A 17,334-nucleotide genomic window follows, 5' to 3' on the forward strand; every position below is an offset into this window, starting at 1 on the left:
GCCTTTTTTCAGGTGGCCTGACCGGTTTCACTGAGCGCGCTATTCCAGCACCACGCGCTTGGTCAGCAGCTGGGTGTCGGCCTGCAGGCGCAGCGTGTACACGCCGGCGGCCAGGCCGGCGGTGCGGAACTCGGCGCTGGCGCCGGCCGCATTCAGCCCAATGGTGCGCACGAGCACCGCCTGGCCCAGGGCGTTGAACAAGGTGGCGCGCACCTCGCGCTGGCCCGACAGCGGCGGCAGCAGCACCGTGAAGCTGGTGCGGGCCGGGTTCGGGTACACGCTCACGGCATCGGCGGCCAGCTCAGCTTTAGAAGCCGTAACCGTGGCCGCGCCGAACGCCAGGCTGAAGCGCCCGTTGGCCGCGCCCGCCACCAGCGTCACGGAGTAGTTGCCGCCAGCCACCAGCAGTTGCTGGGCGCCCGTCAGGGCATCGCGCAGGTACACGCGCGCCGAGCCCAAATTGCTCAAATCGGCCACCGCAAAGGCATAGGTACCGGCCTGCGGCACGCGCACGCTGAGCGGCACCACCACGTCGGCCACGCCCAGCGGCGCCAGCCCGCTGATGGCCAGCGGCGTGCTGCCGGCCAGCGTGGCCAGGTCCAGGCCGGTCGGGTTGGGCAGCTTGGTGGCGTCAAATTCGGCATCGACGCCGGCCGTGGCGCCTTGCTCGAAGTACACGTAGGCGTCGTCCTGCAAGCCGGCCCCGCTCAGGGCGAGGCGCAGCAGCGGGCGGGCGTCCACGGTGCCGCGGCCGAAGGCCGCCTGCGGGCCGAAGGTCGTGACGCGGTTGGCGTTGGTCAGGTTCACGGCGCCGGGCGTGCCGGGGGCCGACACGCGGGCGAAGTAGCCCGAGCCGGCCACAATCAGCGGGGAAGCGCCCACGCCGTTGGCGTAGCTGCGGTAGGTGCCCGCGTATTGGCCGGTGCTGTGGTACACGTACATGGCGGCGTCCATGCCGGGGCGTTGGGCGGGCGTCACGGTGCTCCAGTCCAGCGGCGCCGGGTACGGGTTGCCGAGCAGCTGCCAGCCGGCGTCGGCATCGGTGCCGCGGCTGAGGGTGCCGGAGGCCTGCGCGGCGTTGTTGAACGTGCCCGTGAAGGCCACGGGCTGGGCCGAGGCGGGCGCATTCACGCTGTAGCCGCGGCCGGGCTGCATCAGGTCGGCGCCGCTGCTGGGCGAGAACCAGCCTTTGTCGAAGGCCCCGAGGTTGGAGGTCGCGGTGGCAATGCGGCTTTCATCGTAGCCAAACGCCGTGGGGAAGGGCACCACGGCGCCGGGCGTGCCGCTGGTGTTGTAGCCGGTGTTGAAGGTGGGCGCGAAGCCCGGCGTGCCCACGCTGCTGAGGGGCGCCCCGGCCACCGGCGAGCTGTAGTGGCGGTAAGCCGGCCCGGTCACGGTGCTGGTAATGGCGCGCTGCATGGTGCCGGCGCCGGTCACCACGCCGCCGGTGTTGTCGAGCAGGGCCGTGCCGGCCGCCGTCGACAGCAGCGTGAAGGCCTGGCCGCCGGTAACGAGGTTGCCGTTTTGCAGGCGGGCCACCTGGGCCACGCTCAGCGGCTGGCTCAGGGCGAGGGTGCGGTCGGTGCTCAGGGCGGCCGTGTTATTCACCGTCAGGCTGCGCACGGTGGCGGGCAGGCCGGCGCCGGTTACCTGGGGCGCGGTGCCGTTGTAGGTGTACACGGCATCGGCCGAGAACGAGCGCGGGCCCGTGAGCTGAATGGCGCCCGTGGCCCCGGTGGCGGCAATGCCGGCCGGGTCGCAGATGTGCAGCTCGGCGCCGGCCTGCAGCTCGAAGCTGCCCGCGCCGCCCAGCACCGCGCAGTTGGTGAGGAGCCTACCGCCCGTGAGTACCCGCACCGTGGTGGCCACCGTGGTGCCCAGCTGCAGCGTGAGCGTGCCGCCGCTCTGTACCGTGATGCTGTTGTAGCTGCCGCCGGCGCCCATGCTCTGGCCGCTCAGCACCACCAAATCGGGCCCAATCAGGGCATTGCGCAAGCTCTGGATGTAGGCGATGTTGGGCGTGCCGAAGCCGAAGCCCCAGTTCAGGGCCGTGCTGCCGGAGGCGTTGGCTTTGCCCGTGCCGTTGTAGTCGGCCAGGGTCTGGGTTGGGTTGAGGGGGAAAACGAATTTGCTCGGGCTGCCGCCGTTGTCCAGGTCCGGCGCGGCCATCTTGTAGCCCACTATGGCCTGGTAGTTGGCCGTGACGGCGCCGCCGGCCCCGGCAATGGCCCCGCGGGTGGCAAACGCGTGGAGAGAGCCCGCGAGGCCCGCCGCGCCCGAGCCGGCCGCTTTCACCATCACCATGTCGTACTGCGTGACGTTGAAGATGTTGCCGCCGCCCACGTTGGTGAGGTAAGTAGTATTGCCGAGCAGCAGGTCCAGGGTGTAATCGGAGGCGTCGGTGTCCTGCCCGTAGCCGGCCGGGCCGGCCAGCTGGCGCAGCACCACGGTGGTGCCGCTGCGCACATCGGCCCAAAAGGCGGTGTTGTTGAACTGGTACTTGCCGCCGGTGTCGGCCGTGCCGTTGGATTCAAAATCCTTCACCACCATGCCGCGCAGGTCCACGTGGTCCTGCACCACCAGCAGCTCCACGGCGTCGAGGTTGCCGGTGCCGTCGTTCGAGCCGTTGTATATGCGGTTCACCACCACGGGCGGGGCCGGATTGGCCAGGCCGCGCAGGGTCAGGATGTAGTTGATGTTGTTGGCGCCGAAGCCGTCGCCCCAGTTGCGGCTGGCGGTGCTCGACGTGGCCACGGCCGTGCCGTTGTAGTCGGCCGTGCTCTGGGCCGGGTTGGTGGGGTACAGGAACGAGCCCGCCGGCAGCGTGGTGCTGTAGGTGAGCTTAGGCCCGGCCACGGCGGTGTAGAAGCCCGACACCGGGCTGCCGCCGTTGTTGCTGGCCAGGGCGTGCACGGCGTTGTCGGTGCCGGTGGGGGCGCCGGTTTTCAGCAGCACCATGTCGGTGCCCGTGATGTTGAAATTCTGGCCGGCGCTGCCCAGCGCGTCGAGGTAGGTGGTGTTTTCCAGGAAGAGGTCGAGCTTGAAATCGGCCGGGTTCAGGTCTTCGGCGTAGCCCGCCACGTCCGACACCAGGCGGCGCAGCACGATAGTGGTGCCAATGCGCAGGTCCTTCCACAAGGCGTTGTCCTTGAACTGGAACTTGCCGCCGTTGTCGGTGGTGAGGTTGCTCTCGAAGTCTTTCACAATCAGCCCGCGGATGTCGAGGTGGTCCTTCACCACCAGCAGCTCCACGGCGTCTTTGCTGCCGTCGAACACGGAAGCGGCCTCGTTGTAGGTGCGGTTCACCACAATGCCCGTCATCGGCTGCTCCTCGAAGGTGAGCTTGGAGAAGTTGAGGCTGGCGCTCACGATGTCGAACTTCAGTGTCGCATTCGGCGAAGCCTGCAGGTACACGTTGTTGATGACCAAATCCTGGTAGGTGCCGAAACCGCCCGTGGCGGGCACGCTCACCACGCCCGTGCGGTCCACGTCGTTCACGCTCAGCCGCAGCAAGCCCGTCGATGTCGCGCCCGTGGATACCCGCACGGTGACTTTGTAGAGGCCCGTGCGCAGCACGTTCACCGAGTATTTCAGCCACTCGCCGCTGGCCGAGTAGCCCACGTTGCCGTAGCCGGCGTCGCCGTTTTCGGTGTCTACGGCTTCATTGGGACGGGGCACGGTAGGGTCCACGGCCGCCCCGCGGTTGGCTGCGTCCGAGTCGTTATACGCCGCGCCCTGGCCACCGAAATCGTACTCCACGGCCCGCACCACGCCCGGAATCACGGCCGGCGTGCCGTTGTAAGGGGTTCGCACGCAGGCGCTCACCTGCACGTAAGCCGGCTTGCTTACCACAATGGTCGTGTCGGGGTTCACCAGCGTCAAGGTCACGTCTTTGGGGCCGGCCGTGGCGTAGGTCACCGCAATGGGGCCTTTGCCGCTGGCGGTAGCCGGCGTGGCGCCCGCGCCGAAGTTCCAGTCCAGGATGGTGTAGCCGCCCAGCACGGCGGCCGTATACGTCACGGCTTCGGGCGCAATGCAGCTGAAGGTTTTGTCGGCCGAAAACGCCAGCTGCGTGTAGCTCTGGTTGGGCCCCAGGTAGGTGGGCGGCAGCGTGTTCTGGGCGTGCTGCAGCGAGTAGATGATTTTGCGCGTGAGTTGGCCCTGGGCGTTAAACAGCAGCACCAGCGTCGACTGCGCGTAGAGCCGGTTCGAATACGCGGCGTTGATGCCCGCCGGCACGTTGACCTTGAGCGCACTGGCGCCCGCAATGGCCGTGTTGTCGAGCTGCACCGTGAAATCGTAGTCGTCCACGTCGCTTTCGTTGAGCAGCATCACGGCCGTGGTGCCGTTGTCGGTGCTGCTGAGCACTTTCACCAGGGCCTGGTTGTCGGTGGCATTCAGGTTGGTGCCGTGCAGGTTTTCCGACACCAGCATCTCGTGCCAAAAGGCCGAGCGGGGCTTGAACGTGGCCGCCGTGCCGCCGTCGATGTAGCCCAAATCGCCGGCGCCGCGGGCCCCGCTGCCCTCGTGTATGGACCAGGGCTGCATCGACACGGCTTCGTACTTCATGCCCACGCCGAACACCTCGGCCCAAAACTGCCCGTTCAGGAACGAGTGCACGCCCACGCCTTCCACGGTGTTGTTGCCGGGGTTGGCGTAGTCCACGTTGAACTCGGTGAGGGCCCAGCGCAGGGCGTTGGTACCGGTGCGGTTGTTTTTGTCGTTCGCGGCGGCCATCAGGCCCAACAGGTTCACCACGTTGTTGGTCAGGTTGGTGGTGCCGCCTATTACCCCGGCCCGCGTCTGGGTGCCGTTGAAGGGGTAGGTGTGGAAGGAAATGACGTCGACGTAATAGCGCCCATTGGCGTCGGTGCCGGTGATGTCGTTGGCGCCGCCCACCAGCGCGGGGAAGTAGCCCCCGCCGTAAGACGCGTTTTCGGGCCCCACGATGAGGATGCTGGGGTCCACGGCTTTCATGGCCGAGGCGAAGGACTTGATGTACGCCTCCACGCCCGCAATGCTCACCGGGTTGGGCTGCGACGCCAGGTCGGGCTCGTTGCCGATAATCCAGTACTTGATGTTGCGGCCCATCGTGATGTTGACGTGCTGCACTACTTGCGCCGCTTGCGCCGCCGTGAACCGCCCGCGGCCCTCCGACACCTGCACCATGGGCTCGGCCCCGATGCGGCGAATGGAGTCAATCAGGGCAATGTATTGGGCGTTGGTGACCAGGTTGGAGTTCACCCCGTTGCCGCCGATGCGCACCATGCGCACTTTCGACTGCTTCACCAAGGGCCACAATTTATCGAGCTGCCCGTTGAACACCTGTGTGCCCAGCGCCGTGGGCAGCCAGGCGTTTTGGCCCGCGAGGTAGGGCGAAATGGTTTGGCCGGAGGCCGCGCGCAGCACGAGCCAACTCAGCGCGAAAAGGGATAGCAGTCGCTTCATAAACAGGGTGGGATTGGGGGTGAAAAGCAGCGCAGGGGCCGGCGGCTACGGTTGCGGCCGGCACGGGAATTCCGGGGCCCGCGCGGCGGGCCAGTTCGGCGGGGCCAGGGCCCGTTCCCAGGGTAGTTTCCGCTACGGTGCGTGGCCGTGCAGAGGGGCCGGATGCAGCAGTAGCGCGATTAAAGGTATTGGCATCCCAAACCGGAAAGCAAGGAAACTCACCGATTTATCTATGAAAACGTTTGCGGAAAACTACCGCGACGCCCCTCCCCTGCTTACCGAGCAAAAGGCCCCTCAATGCTGCGCAAGCAGGTTATTACGAAGCATCTCCCCACCGGCTCAGGCTTTTTTCTGAAACAGAAAGCTGATGATGCGCGGCACGCCGCGGCGGTCATCCGCGTCGAAAAACTCGCGCAGCTCAACGCATTGCAGGCCGTGGGCCTGCGCGGCGGCCAAGTAGTCGGATAGGTGGTGCGTGTGGCATTCCACCGTCACCTCGGCGCCTTCGGCCAGGTAGCGGGCCTTGCTGCCCAGGTACTGCTTGAAGGGGTGCAGCTCGCCCACGTACAGTAGGCCGCTGGGCCTGAGCGCGCGGCCGCACTGCTGAAACACGGCGCCCAGGTCCGGGATGTGCTCCAGCATGAGGCTGCACGTCACCAGGTCGACGGCGGGCGGCGCCCAGGTCCACGGCTGCGTCACGTCGGCGGGCTGAAAGCGCACGTTGGCGCTGGCCAGTTTGGCCTGGGCGCGGGCCAGCATCTCAGCCGAAAAATCCACGGCCGTGACCTGCGCGGCTTTGGCGGCCAGCCACTCGGTGTTCTTGCCCGTGCCGCAGCCCAGTTCAATAACTTCCGAAAACGGCACCTCGGCCAGCAGCTGCCGGATGGCCACGGCTTCCAGGTCGCGGGTTCGGTTGGCGACCGTGTCGTACGTGTCGGCCCAGGCGTTGTAAGCGGTTTGCACGTTCATGGCCCAAAGTAAACCCGTCAGGCCCCTTTGGTGGCCGGCAGCAGCTTGTCGGGGGTGATGGGCAGCTCGCGCACGCGCTTGCCGGTGGCGTGGTACACCGCATTGGCCACCGCGGCGCTGAAGCCCACCAGGCCGATTTCGCCCAAGCCTTTGGCGCCCATGGGGTCGAGCAACGGGTCGGGCTCGTTGATGAATTCGACTTCGATGCTGGGAATGTCGGCGTTCACGGGCACGTGGTAGTCGGCCAGGTCGTGGGTCACCACGCGGCCGTAGCGGTGGTCGAGGCGGGCCTCCTCCATCAGGGCCAGCCCGATGCCCCACACCACCGAACCCAGCACCTGGCTGCGGGCCGTTTTGGCGTTCAGCACCCGGCCCGCGTCCACCACCGACACCACCCGGCTCACGCGCACCTCGCCGGTGAGTGGGTGCACCTGCACTTCCACGAAATTGGCGCAAAACGATTTGCCGGAATACTGCTCCATTTCCGGCGCTTTCTCGGCTTTCTGCGTCACTTCCAAAGCGGGCAGCCCGTGCTGCTTCAGCACCTCACCAAAACTCAGGCGCCGGTTTTTCTTAGTTGAAATGACGAAGCCGTTTTCCGCCGTCAACTCCTCGGGTTTTACCTTGCCCAGCGCGTTGCCGGGCACGCGCACGGCCAGGTCCAGCAGCTGCTTTTTCAGGGCCGCGCACACCTCGTGCACCGCCGAGCCCACCGACGTGGCCGTGTGCGAGCCGGCCTGCAGCGGCGCTTCCGGGTAGGCCGCGTCGCCCAGGTCGAAGCGGATGTTGGCCGCGGGCACGCCGCTGGCATCGGCCGCAATCTGGGTCATGATGGTGGCGGTGCCGGGCCCCGTGTCGGCGGTGGCGCTTTGGATGACGAGGGAGCCGTCGGGCAGCAGGCGGGCGTGGGCCGTGGCGGGGCTGCGCTCGGCTTTGTAGATGCCCGTGCTCATGCCCCAGCCCACCAGCCACTCGCCGTGGCGCAGGGTGCGCGGCGCCAGCGGGCGCTTGGCCCAGCCGAAGAGCGCCGCGCCGCGCTCGTAGCATTGGCGCAGGTGCTTGCTGCTCCAGGGCTTGTCGTTTTCGGGGTCGCGGTCGGCGTGGTTTTTCAGGCGCAGGGCCAGCGGGTCCAGGTTCAGGGCCACGGCCAGCTCGTCCATCGCCGATTCGAGGGCGAACGAGCCGCTGGTTTCGCCGGGGCCGCGCGTCCAGGCGGGCGTGCTCAGGTCGAGCGGCACGAGGCGGTAAGTGGTATCGAGGTTGGGGGTGCGGTAGGCCGATTTGGTGGGGTGCACGATGCGCTCGGCAAACTGCTCGTGGCGCGAGGTGTTGCCGTAGGCCCGGTGCGTGATGCCCACCAGCGTGCCGTCGGGCGTGGCGCCCAGCCCAATTTTCTGCATCGACTGCGGCCGGTAGCCAACTAGGTTGAACTCGTGCTCGCGCCGGTTCATCAGCTTCACCGGCCGGCCCACCTTCTTCGCCCCGAGAATGGCCGCCACTTCCGGCGGCCAGATGCGCGACGAACCCCCAAACGCCCCGCCCACAAACTGCGAATGCACCCGCACGCTCTCGGCCGGCAGCTGAAACATGCGCATCAGGTCCTGTTGGGCCAGTTTTGGGCCCTGCGTCTTGGTGTACACCGTCAGCTTGTCGCCTTCACACAGCGCAATCACGGCGTGCATCTCCAGGGGGTTGTGCACCTGCATGGGCGTGCGGTATTCGGCCTCGATGTGCACCGGGGCGGTTTTGTAGGCGTCGGGCTGACCGCGCAGGTGGTCTTTTTCCTTCTTGGGGGTCTCGTTTTTGCTGAGGCTCGCGGCCAGGTCGGTCTGGTGCGGGGCCACGTCGTACTCCACGCGCACCAGCGAGGCCGCGTAGCGGGCCTGCTCCAGCGTTTCGGCCACGGCCAGCGCCACGGGCTGGTTGCTGAAATGCACCTGGTCGTCGTAGAACACTTTGATTTCCTGCCCTTCCACCCGCGGGTTGGCGCTGGCTTTGGCGTCCTGGTAGCCGGGCACTTTCGGTGCGTTCAGGTGCGAGACGATGCTGAGCACGCCGGGCGCTTTTTCGGCCGCGGCCACGTCCAGCCGCTTGATGCGGCCGCGGGCAATGGCGCTGCACACCAGCACGCCGTGCACGCAGTCCTTCACTGCGTGCTCGGCAGCGTAGCGGGCCTGGCCGGTTACTTTCAGGCGGCCGTCCACGCGGTTCAGCGGCACGCCGGTGCTGGGCGTTGGGAGAATGGTTTTTTCCATGGCAGTCAGGCAGAGGAGGCCCTGACTTTACGGCGAGGAAAGGTGGGCGTTTCACCAATAAAGCACTCCCGGGGCTCAGCTGTGGTTTCCATCCTGCTGGCGCGGCTTTCGTGCAGCGTAACCCGCGCCAGAGCGAGGGCCTGGTCGCAGCGGACCTAAGGCCGGCCGCGCAACCAATGCTGGGCGTTTTCGAGCGAGTCGAATAAGTGGATGTGCAGCAGGTCGCCGATGCGGACCTGCAAGTCTTCGATGGCCAGTTGCCCAAAAATGTCGGGCGAAAGCACCTGGGCGAAGTAGCGCAGCCCGGCGCTCACAATGAGCGGCGTCCACACCTGCTCAATCCAGTCGTTGGCGGCCGAAAAGTCGCCCACCAAGTCGCGGTGGTCATTCAGCAGCTTCGGGCAGGGTTCCTGGCGCAGCATATCAACGTAAGTCAGGCCCCCGTCCATGACCGAGCCCAGCGTTTGCCGGCCGTACCACCGAGCGTGTATCCAGTTCTCGGCGCGGTTGCGCTCTACGGTGAGGTACACGCTGCCGTCCCCCCGCGTCAGGGATGTCATTGACTGTGAGGACTGGGCTGAAGTAGTGGCGGAGGTAGCATCCATGGTGCAAAGATGGGAGCGGGCTCGTCAATGAGGAGAAGCCGGATGGTCGCGTGTATACGGAAGCCCAACGCACTTTGGTAGTCAACAAACCACCAAAACAACCCCACCCCCGCCCCCCTCGTCTAACCGGCTCCACTCCTTCCCCGCTTAGATGAGTCTCTGGCAAATCATTACACGCCTGCTGCCCTTTGTGCGGCCCTACCGGCCGCTGGTCATTGCCACGCTGCTGCTCACGCTAGTGGGCTCGCTGGCCGCGCAGGTCAATCCCTTCGTGCTGCGCTACATCGTCGACAACGTGCAGGGCCTGCTCGACCGGCACGAGGCGCTGGCCGCCGGCTGGCCCATGCTGGCCGCGGTGAGCGGCATCCTGCTGGGCAAGGAAATTATCAACACCTTCATCACCTTCGGGCAGAAATACTACGGCGAGAAAATCCGCATCAACGTGTCGAGCACTTTGTCGCAGACGGCCGTGAGCCGGATTCTGAGCTACGAACTGGGCTTTTTTTCCGACGAGGGCAACCAGACCGGCAAGCTCCAAACCCGCATCGACCGCGGCGTGGAGAGCCTCATGAAGCTGGTGCAAAACTTCTTCATCGACATCCTGCCGCTTTTTGCCAACGCCATTGTGGCCTTGGTGGTAATGTTCGTGGCCAACAAATGGGTGGGGCTGGTGGCGCTGGCTATCCTGCCGGTGTACTTCTGGCTGAGCTTCCGGCAGGCCGACCGCCTGCAGGGCGTGCGCCGCGGCCTGCAAAAGCTGCGCGAAGAGAAAAACCACGGCATCATCAGCATCATCGACTCCATTGTGGTCATCAAAAGCTTCGTGCGCGAAGCCTTTGAGGCCAACAAGCAGGCCGACACCCAGCAAAAGCTGGTGAACGCCCAGCTGGTGACGCGCAAAACCAACTTCCGCTACGACGGCCTCAAAACCTTCGTCGAGCAGATTGGCGTGGTCATCATCATCGTCCTCACGGCCTACCTCGTGCTCGACCGCCAGATTTCCATCGGCGCCATCATGTTCCACATCCTGCTCTTCAACAACGTGTCGGCGCCCATCCGGCAGCTCCACCGCATCTACGACGAGATGAACGAGGCCCTCACCTACTCCGAAGGCTTCTTCGCCATCCTCGACGCCGACGCCGCCATTGAAGAAACCGGCCCCTTGCAGCCGGCCGACGTGCGCGGCACGTTCGAGATTTGCAACGTCGATTTCACCTACCCCAGCGGCACCCAGGCCCTGCACGACGTCTGCCTCACCATCGAAGAAGGCAAAACCACCGCCCTCGTCGGCCTCAGCGGCGCCGGCAAAAGCACCATCATCAACCTGCTCTGCAAGTTCTACGCACCCGATTCCGGCAAAATGCTCCTCGACGGCCGCCCCCTGGCCGACTACGACACCCACGCCCTGCGCCAGCGCATCGGCCTAGTGCTCCAGAAAAACCACATTTTCAAGGGCACCATCGAAGAAAACATCCGCTACGGCGACTTCACTTCCACGCAGGCCGAAATCGAAGCCGCCGCCAAGCAAGCCTACCTGCACGACCAGATTCTGGACCTGCCCCGCCAGTACCAGTCCGATGCCCAGCAGCTCAGCGGCGGCCAGCAGCAGCGCATCGCCATCGCCCGGCTCTTCCTCAAAAACCCGCCCATCATCTTCCTCGACGAGCCCACCGCCAGCCTCGACGCCATCGCCACCGAGCAAATCAAAAACTCGCTCGACGCCATCAAGCAGGGCCGCACGGTGGTCATCATCTCCCACAGCCTCGCCCAAATCGTGGATTCGGACTGCATCCACGTCATGAAAAAAGGCCGCCTCGTGGAAAGCGGCACCCACGACGAGCTCTACGCCAAGCACGGCACCTACCGCGAAATCTTCGACGCCTCGGCCCGGAGTTTAAATATTGAAAAACTGGCGAAGACGATGGCCGACGACGGGGACGAGGTGCTGGATACGGCTTCGTGAGGTAGGTTATTTTTATCGAACTCCGAACCACCAGTTTGGAGCTACTTGTCTCCAACGCCTAACATCATAGCACGTCGAAATTGGTGTAGTCCTTTTTTGATAAGCGTAGCCTAATTGGCTATCAAGCGCACCACTGGCATAAAAAAAGGCTTCTTCGTATTTATCTGACGGCGTACAGGCAACCGCAGTGAAAAGAATTCCTTTTGTTTTTAAAATGGTATTTGCCTGCTTCGTGTCAATTTTATTTAACAAAATATCATTTGCAACGGACTCTAACTCTACTTTATGTACTGCGAAATGCTTTTCTCTTTTAAGGCTTTCGTAATCTCCACCGAGAGACAAAGCCATTATGTTAAATATCAAAAGCAATAACGAATTTCCAATACCCAATAGCTTCCTCTTAACACTCATCATATAGATTCCCCAACCAATTAAGGAAGCTGTACCCCAGAAAACAGAGGTAAGGCCTAACATAAGACCATAAGTTGGGTGATAATCTCCGAGAGCCCAGTAACAGGCCACCCATGTAGGTGCAAGCAACAGAAACAGGCCTAAGTAAATGCCGAAGCTCCTCATAGTAACTGGCTGAATCATTTGTTGAAATTTGTCAGGAATGCTTTCCGGATATTGACGCGAGTTTAGTCAGTTTAGCTTTCTAATGTACTTGCTGATGACCATCGAAGACCTCCAAGCCCTATGCCTGCGCCTGCCCGGCACCACCGAGGACCTGAAATGGGGCGTGCATCTGTGCTTCAGCGTGGGCGGCAAAATGTACCTCGGCACCTCGCCCGATGCCCTGCCGCCCACCGCCTCGTTCATCGCCCCGCCCGAGGAGTTGGAAACCCTGCTCGAAAGCCCCGGCTTCAGCCCCAACAAGCACCTGGGCCGCTACGGCTGGGTCACGATAGACAACATTGCCCGCCTCGGCCCCGCGCAATGGGAGCGCTACCTCCGGCACTCCTACCGCACCGTGCGCGCCAAGCTGCCGCGCAAGGTGCAACAGCAATTAGAGGCCCTGTAGCCACGCCGCGGCACTTCCGGCGGTAACCTCTGCCAAACCGGACTCGTTAGGAAACACTCCTTTCCTCCTAACCTTTCCACATTTTATGGCAACCCAAACCGCCCTCATCACCGGCGCCAGCAGCGGCATTGGCCGCGAGCTGGCCACCTGCTTCGCGCAAGACAAATTCAACCTCGTGCTCGTGGCCCTCGAGCCCGACTTGCTCAACCAGGCCGCCTCGGAGCTGCGCCAGCAATTCGGCGTCGAAGTCACGACCATCGCCAAAGACCTGTTCAAGCGTGACGCACCGTTTGAGGTGTACAACGAAATCAAGCAGAAAGGCCTGCAGATTGACGTGCTGGTGAACGACGCCGGCCAGGGCCAATACGGCACCTTCGACACCACCGACATCAACCGGGAGCTGGACATCATTCAGCTCAACATTGGCGCCTACGTGGTGTTTGCCAAGCTCTATTTGCAGGAATTCAAGGCCCGCAACGAGGGCAAAATCCTGTTTGTGGGCAGCATTGCCGGCGAGCTGCCTGGGCCGCTGCAGGCCGTGTACCACGGCACCAAGGCGTTTGTGAACTCCTTTGTCGAATCCATCCAGGAAGAAAACAAGGACTCGAACGTGACCATCACCAACCTGCTGCCCGGCATCACGAAGACGGATTTCTTCAACAAAGCCCACATGACCCAGGCCAAAAACGTGGCCGAAGGCCAGGGCATGGAGCCCGCCGAAGTGGCCAAAGAAGGCTACAAAGCCCTGATGAACGGCGAAAGCCGCATCATTGCCGGCGTGATGAACAACGTGCAGGTGGGCTTCAGCAAAGTGATGCCCGACCCGCTGGTGGCCGCCCAGGTGCACCAGCAAAGCGCGCCCGTAGACGGCGACGAAAGCGCCCGCTAGCCGCGTTCTGGAGCCGGTTGACCCATAGCGCGGACCACCGAGCCCGCGCTACGAGTCGACCGGCTTCATGAAACGTACGCCATTTGCTCAGCAACTTTGCCGGCCCGCTCACGTTTTGGGCGTTCCCCCAATTTTGCCGCGTCTTGCGCGGCTCCTGCATGCGTCTTTTTGTTTTTTCTCCGCTGAGTGCTTCGGCGCGCGGGCACCTGCAACGGCTGGCCCCCTCCGACCTGGAAATCATTTTCTGCAACGACCTGCCCACCGAGCAGCAGTTTCCGGCTTTTCAGGAAGCTGACTTGCTGATGGGCAACCCGCCACCGGCCTGGTTTGCGGCCGGGGCCCCGCCCCAGCTGCAGTTCTGGCAAATCGACTCGGCCGGGTTCGAGCGCTACCGGCAGGTGCAGCTGTCCATTCCGGTGGCCAACATGGGCGACTTCTTTGCCTGGCCCTGCGCCGAAACCATGGTGGGCGGCCTGCTGGCCCTCTACCGCCACCTGCCGGAGCTGGCCGTGCTGCAAGCGCAGCGGAAATGGGTGGGCGGCGCTTTTGTGCGCAACCGCGCCGGCCTGCTGCGCGGCAAGCGCGTGGTGGTGCTGGGCGCCGGCGCCATTGGCGTGGCCGTGCGCCAGCAGCTCAGCGGCTTCGAGTGCCAGGTGCAGCTGCTGGCCCGCACCGACCCCTCGGCCCAGTTGCACACCAAGGAAGAGCTGAAAGCGGTGCTGCCCGATACCGACATCGTCATCAACACCCTGCCGGGCAGCGCCGTGGGCTTTTTCTCGGCCGAGTTGATTGAGGCCATGCGCCCGGGCAGCATCTACGCCAGCGTGGGCCGCGGCAACACCACCGACGAGCCCGCCCTATTGCGCCTGCTGCAAGCCGGTTACCTTGGCGGCGCCGTGCTCGACGTGACGGCCATCGAGCCCCTGCCCGTCGACAACCCGCTCTGGCACTTGCCCAACGTGCTGCTCACCCAGCACACCGGCGGCGGCCAAGCCCTCGAAGACGAAAGCAAAGTCGACGTATTGCTCGAAAACCTGCAGCGGCTGCGCACCAGCCAGCCCCTGGAGAACTTGGTGGAGCTGAGCAAGGGGTATTGAGTAGAAGCAAAAGAACAGAACGTCATGCTTCATTGTGCGCTGCATGACGTTCTTTTTTCATTACCCAACTACCGCACCGGCACCCACGGCGCACCAGCCGCGAAAATGGCTTTGAGCGTGTACTGCTTGGCCTCTGCCGCGGTGAGCTGGTGCGACCACGCCACCCGCGCTTTCGGGTTAGCGCCCGGGCCGGTCGATTTGTACTCGGCGAAATAGGCCGTCTTTTCGTTTTCGGGGTTTTTCCAGTTGTCCCAGGCGGTGGGCGTAATGTGGGCGCCCATGGCGGTGTTGAGGTACACCACCCTGGCATTAGGGCGCCAGGGCCGGCCCAGGTTCACCTTTTTGGCCAACGCGGTGTCGGCGGTCAGCTTGCACTGCATAAACACGAAGCCAAACGCCTGCCCGGCCGGCGTAGACGCCGCCGTGATAAACGAGTTTTTCTTGCTCCTGATGGTGCAATGGTCGAACACGGCCGTGCTGGCGCCGAAAATAAAGTCGGTGGTGCCTTCGATGTAGCAGTCTTTGAAGTACTGGCGGGTGCCGCCCGTGGCCAGCAGCAGCACGTCCTGGTTGCCCACCATGCGGCAGCGGCGGAAGGTGGCGCGGTCGCCTTCCACGTGCAGGGCCACGGCCTGGCCGGCGGTGTAGCCCGCGTTGTTCTCGAAGGTCAGGTTTTCGGCCGCGAAGTCGGGCGCCTGCACCAGCACCGAGTGCGAGGTTTGGGTATTGTGCCCGGCCGTGTCGCCTGTGTGGTCGTTGAACGTGATGACGGTGGTCGCCGCGTCGTCGCCCACCAGCCGCAGGTGGGTTTTGGCGGCGGGCACCACCAGCTTTTCGCGGTAAGTGCCCTTCTTGATGCGGATGGTGACGGTGGTCGGCGACTGGTTGGGCGCCGCGTCCACGGCTTCCTGCACGGTGCGGTAGGTGCCAGTGCCATCTTGCGCCACGGTGATGGGGCCGGTTTTGGGAGAAGTTTGGACGTGCGCGGAGCAGGTGAGCAGCGCGGCGGCCAGGGTCAGCAGTTTCATTTGGGGTGAGGGTTATTTGGCTTCGGGGTTCCAGCCGTGCAACACGGTGTCGCGGGTATAGAGCCGGGCCTCGGCCTCGGTGAGCTGGTGCGACCACGGCGCGCGCCGGGTGGGCGCGGCGCCGGGCCCGCGGCTTTGATACTCGGCGTAATAGGCCGTTTTCTTGTTCGACTCCTTGTCCCAGGGGTCCCAGCCCTCGGGCCGAATCACGGCGCTGAGCTCGCAGTTGAGGTACACGGTTTTGGCGTAGGGCCGCCAGGGCCGGCCCAGCCCAAAGCTGCCCGCGGGCGCGTCGCCCCCTATGCGGCAGCGGCTGAACACGTAGCCAAACCGGGCCGTGTCGGGCGTGGAAGCCGCCGTAACGAAGCCGCCCTTCTTACAGAAAATCTCGCAGTCCTCGAACCATGCCGTGCTGGAGCCGAAGATGAAATCCACCGTGCCTTCGATGTAGCAACCCTTGTAAAACTGCCGGCTGCCGCGCCCATACGTGTACAGCGTGTCTTGAAAACCCAGAAAGCGGCAGTTCACAAACGAGGCTTTGTCGCCATCGACCCACATGGCCACCGCCTGCCCCACCGGCCCCGACGAGTTCTGAAACGTCAGGTTCTCGGCCGAAAAATCGCCGCCGTAGATGTAGCAGCTCGCCGAGCCCGACGTGCCTTTGTCTTCGCCGAAGATGTTTTTCTTCTGGTTGTAGTCGTCGTAAGTCAGGATGGTGCGGTCCCGGTCTTCGCCGATGAGGTGAACGAATTGCTTGGAGCCGGCCAGAATCAGCTTTTCCTTGTAAGTGCCTTTTTTGATAAAAATGGTGGTGACCTTCTTCCGAAAGTCGGGCACGGCGTTGAAGGCCTCCTGCACCGTGCGGAACCGGCCGGAGCCGTCCTGGGCCACCACAAAATCATAGCCGAAAGCCCGGCCCAGCGAAAGGCTGCTCAGCAGCAGCAACAACAGGAAATGCCTCATGGAAATGCGGAAGTTGGAGCCGCAAACCTAGCAGCCAGTGCAGGCGAAACCGCCGGTTTTCTGCGCAATCGTTCCCGGCCGGTACCGGCATTTTCTTTTTCCCCGGTGTGCAATTGGGCAATAGGCTGCATCAACAAGCTGCATTACCACTTTCATCTGCCTACATGCGATTAGTCTTACTGCTCTGCGCCTGCCTGTTCCCCACCGCAGCCTTTGCCCAAGCCACCGTTTCCGGCCGTGTGGTGGACGCCAAATCTGATGAAGGACTACCCGGCGTGACTGTGCTCCAGACCGGCACCACCAACGGCGTGTCGTCCGACGTGCACGGCTACTTCTCCTTCTCCGTGCCGGGCCAGCCCGACAGCGTGGCGCTCACCGTTTCCTCCATCGGCTACCTCACCCGGCGCCTGCGCGTGGCGACAGGTAGTACCCGCATTGTTCGCTTGACGCCGGATGAAAAGGCTTTCGTCGCGGATGCCGGGGTCATGCACTACCCCTACCTCGGGGTTGGGCTCAGCAGTGGCACCCGCTATGCTCCATTTGGCGCCACGCTGCTACTGGGTGGCCGGCATTTCCTTCACCTTCCCATTTCAGCAACCGGGAGCTTCCAAACTAACTTTTCCAGCAACCACAGCCTGTTGCTTGGTTTGGTATTACCACCCATCCGCGAATACGGCCGCGTAACCGTCGGAGAGGAAATTCACTACGACCACTTGCAAGCAACGGCGCCCAGTCTTCGTTTCAGCAGCTACACGTTCACCACCAAGTTGCGCATTTATCGGATTGGGCATTTGCTGATGCCTACTTTATTGTTGGGGGCAGGATACGGCCGCTACCAATCGCTGCACTCCGAGGCGTTGCCCGAACACGGCTACGGCTATTGTTTCGGGTTGCAGCACGAGTTTCTGCCATATCCATTTCGTCTGTTTGCCACGGCCCAGGCCACTCACTGGCCTACTTTCTGGCAATGGCAGGGCCAGTTGGCCCACCCGTTCGCCAGGCATTTTTGGGTAGGCATCGAAGGAAACTACCTTCGGCAATACGCTGAGGTTTCCCTGACTGTGAGCCGCTATTTTTACAAAGGCATTTGAAAAAG

12 protein-coding genes are annotated in these 17,334 nt (G+C 63.7%); 5 read left to right on the forward strand and 7 right to left on the reverse strand.

The annotated features are described in order from the left end of the window. Window positions 1–39: 39 nt before the first annotated feature. From JAO73_RS04340 to JAO73_RS04355, 4 genes are all read right to left on the reverse strand, one after another. Entirely contained in the window at window positions 40–5,448 is a 5,409-nt protein-coding gene (locus JAO73_RS04340) for a DUF8693 domain-containing protein (protein ID WP_198975933.1), read from the reverse strand. A gap of 339 nt (window positions 5,449–5,787) precedes the next feature. Then, window positions 5,788–6,417 (reverse strand): class I SAM-dependent methyltransferase, encoded by a 630-nt coding sequence (locus JAO73_RS04345; RefSeq protein WP_198975934.1) that lies wholly within the window; start codon window positions 6,415–6,417, stop codon window positions 5,788–5,790. Window positions 6,418–6,434: 17 nt separating this feature from the next. Next, entirely contained in the window at window positions 6,435–8,672 is a 2,238-nt protein-coding gene (locus JAO73_RS04350; protein ID WP_198975935.1) for a xanthine dehydrogenase family protein molybdopterin-binding subunit, read from the reverse strand. A 155-nt stretch (window positions 8,673–8,827) separates the two neighbouring features. Continuing rightward, entirely contained in the window at window positions 8,828–9,277 is a 450-nt protein-coding gene (locus tag JAO73_RS04355) for a hypothetical protein (RefSeq protein WP_190923119.1), read from the reverse strand. A gap of 151 nt (window positions 9,278–9,428) precedes the next feature. On the opposite strand from JAO73_RS04355, the gene JAO73_RS04360 reads away from it, so the two are divergent. Beyond that, window positions 9,429–11,240 (forward strand): ABC transporter ATP-binding protein, encoded by a 1,812-nt coding sequence (locus tag JAO73_RS04360; RefSeq protein WP_198975936.1) that lies wholly within the window; start codon window positions 9,429–9,431, stop codon window positions 11,238–11,240. 12 nt (window positions 11,241–11,252) lie between these two features. On the opposite strand, the gene JAO73_RS04365 is transcribed toward JAO73_RS04360, so the two are convergent. Further along, window positions 11,253–11,834, reverse strand: coding sequence for a hypothetical protein (locus tag JAO73_RS04365; RefSeq protein WP_198975937.1), 582 nt, complete (start codon window positions 11,832–11,834; stop codon window positions 11,253–11,255). A gap of 76 nt (window positions 11,835–11,910) precedes the next feature. On the opposite strand from JAO73_RS04365, the gene JAO73_RS04370 reads away from it, so the two are divergent. From JAO73_RS04370 to JAO73_RS04380, 3 genes are all read left to right on the forward strand, one after another. Then, window positions 11,911–12,261 carry an MmcQ/YjbR family DNA-binding protein gene (locus JAO73_RS04370; protein WP_198975938.1) on the forward strand — a complete coding sequence of 117 codons (351 nt, stop codon included), beginning with the start codon at window positions 11,911–11,913 and terminating at the stop codon, window positions 12,259–12,261. 85 nt (window positions 12,262–12,346) lie between these two features. Beyond that, window positions 12,347–13,150 carry an SDR family NAD(P)-dependent oxidoreductase gene (locus JAO73_RS04375; RefSeq protein ID WP_190923116.1) on the forward strand — a complete coding sequence of 268 codons (804 nt, stop codon included), beginning with the start codon at window positions 12,347–12,349 and terminating at the stop codon, window positions 13,148–13,150. A 158-nt stretch (window positions 13,151–13,308) separates the two neighbouring features. Next, the gene (locus JAO73_RS04380; RefSeq protein ID WP_198975939.1) at window positions 13,309–14,247 is read left to right on the forward strand and encodes a D-2-hydroxyacid dehydrogenase; all 939 of its coding nucleotides are present in this window, start codon (window positions 13,309–13,311) and stop codon (window positions 14,245–14,247) included. 68 nt (window positions 14,248–14,315) lie between these two features. Here the strand turns inward: JAO73_RS04380 and JAO73_RS04385 are convergent, their stop codons facing one another. Further along, on the reverse strand, window positions 14,316–15,275 hold the full coding sequence (locus JAO73_RS04385; RefSeq protein ID WP_198975940.1) for a pectinesterase family protein: 960 nt from the start codon (window positions 15,273–15,275) through the stop codon (window positions 14,316–14,318). Window positions 15,276–15,287: 12 nt separating this feature from the next. Then, window positions 15,288–16,238 carry a pectinesterase family protein gene (locus JAO73_RS04390; RefSeq protein ID WP_198975941.1) on the reverse strand — a complete coding sequence of 317 codons (951 nt, stop codon included), beginning with the start codon at window positions 16,236–16,238 and terminating at the stop codon, window positions 15,288–15,290. 164 nt (window positions 16,239–16,402) lie between these two features. Here JAO73_RS04390 and JAO73_RS04395 point away from each other — a divergent pair, with 164 nt between their 5' ends. Next, a complete protein-coding gene (locus JAO73_RS04395) occupies window positions 16,403–17,329 on the forward strand; it encodes a carboxypeptidase-like regulatory domain-containing protein (protein WP_198975942.1) in 927 nt (308 codons plus the stop codon). Window positions 17,330–17,334: the final 5 nt, after the last annotated feature.

Origin of the sequence: Hymenobacter miniatus, from assembly GCF_016427455.1 — a bacterium.
Taxonomy (GTDB): domain Bacteria; phylum Bacteroidota; class Bacteroidia; order Cytophagales; family Hymenobacteraceae; genus Hymenobacter; species Hymenobacter armeniacus.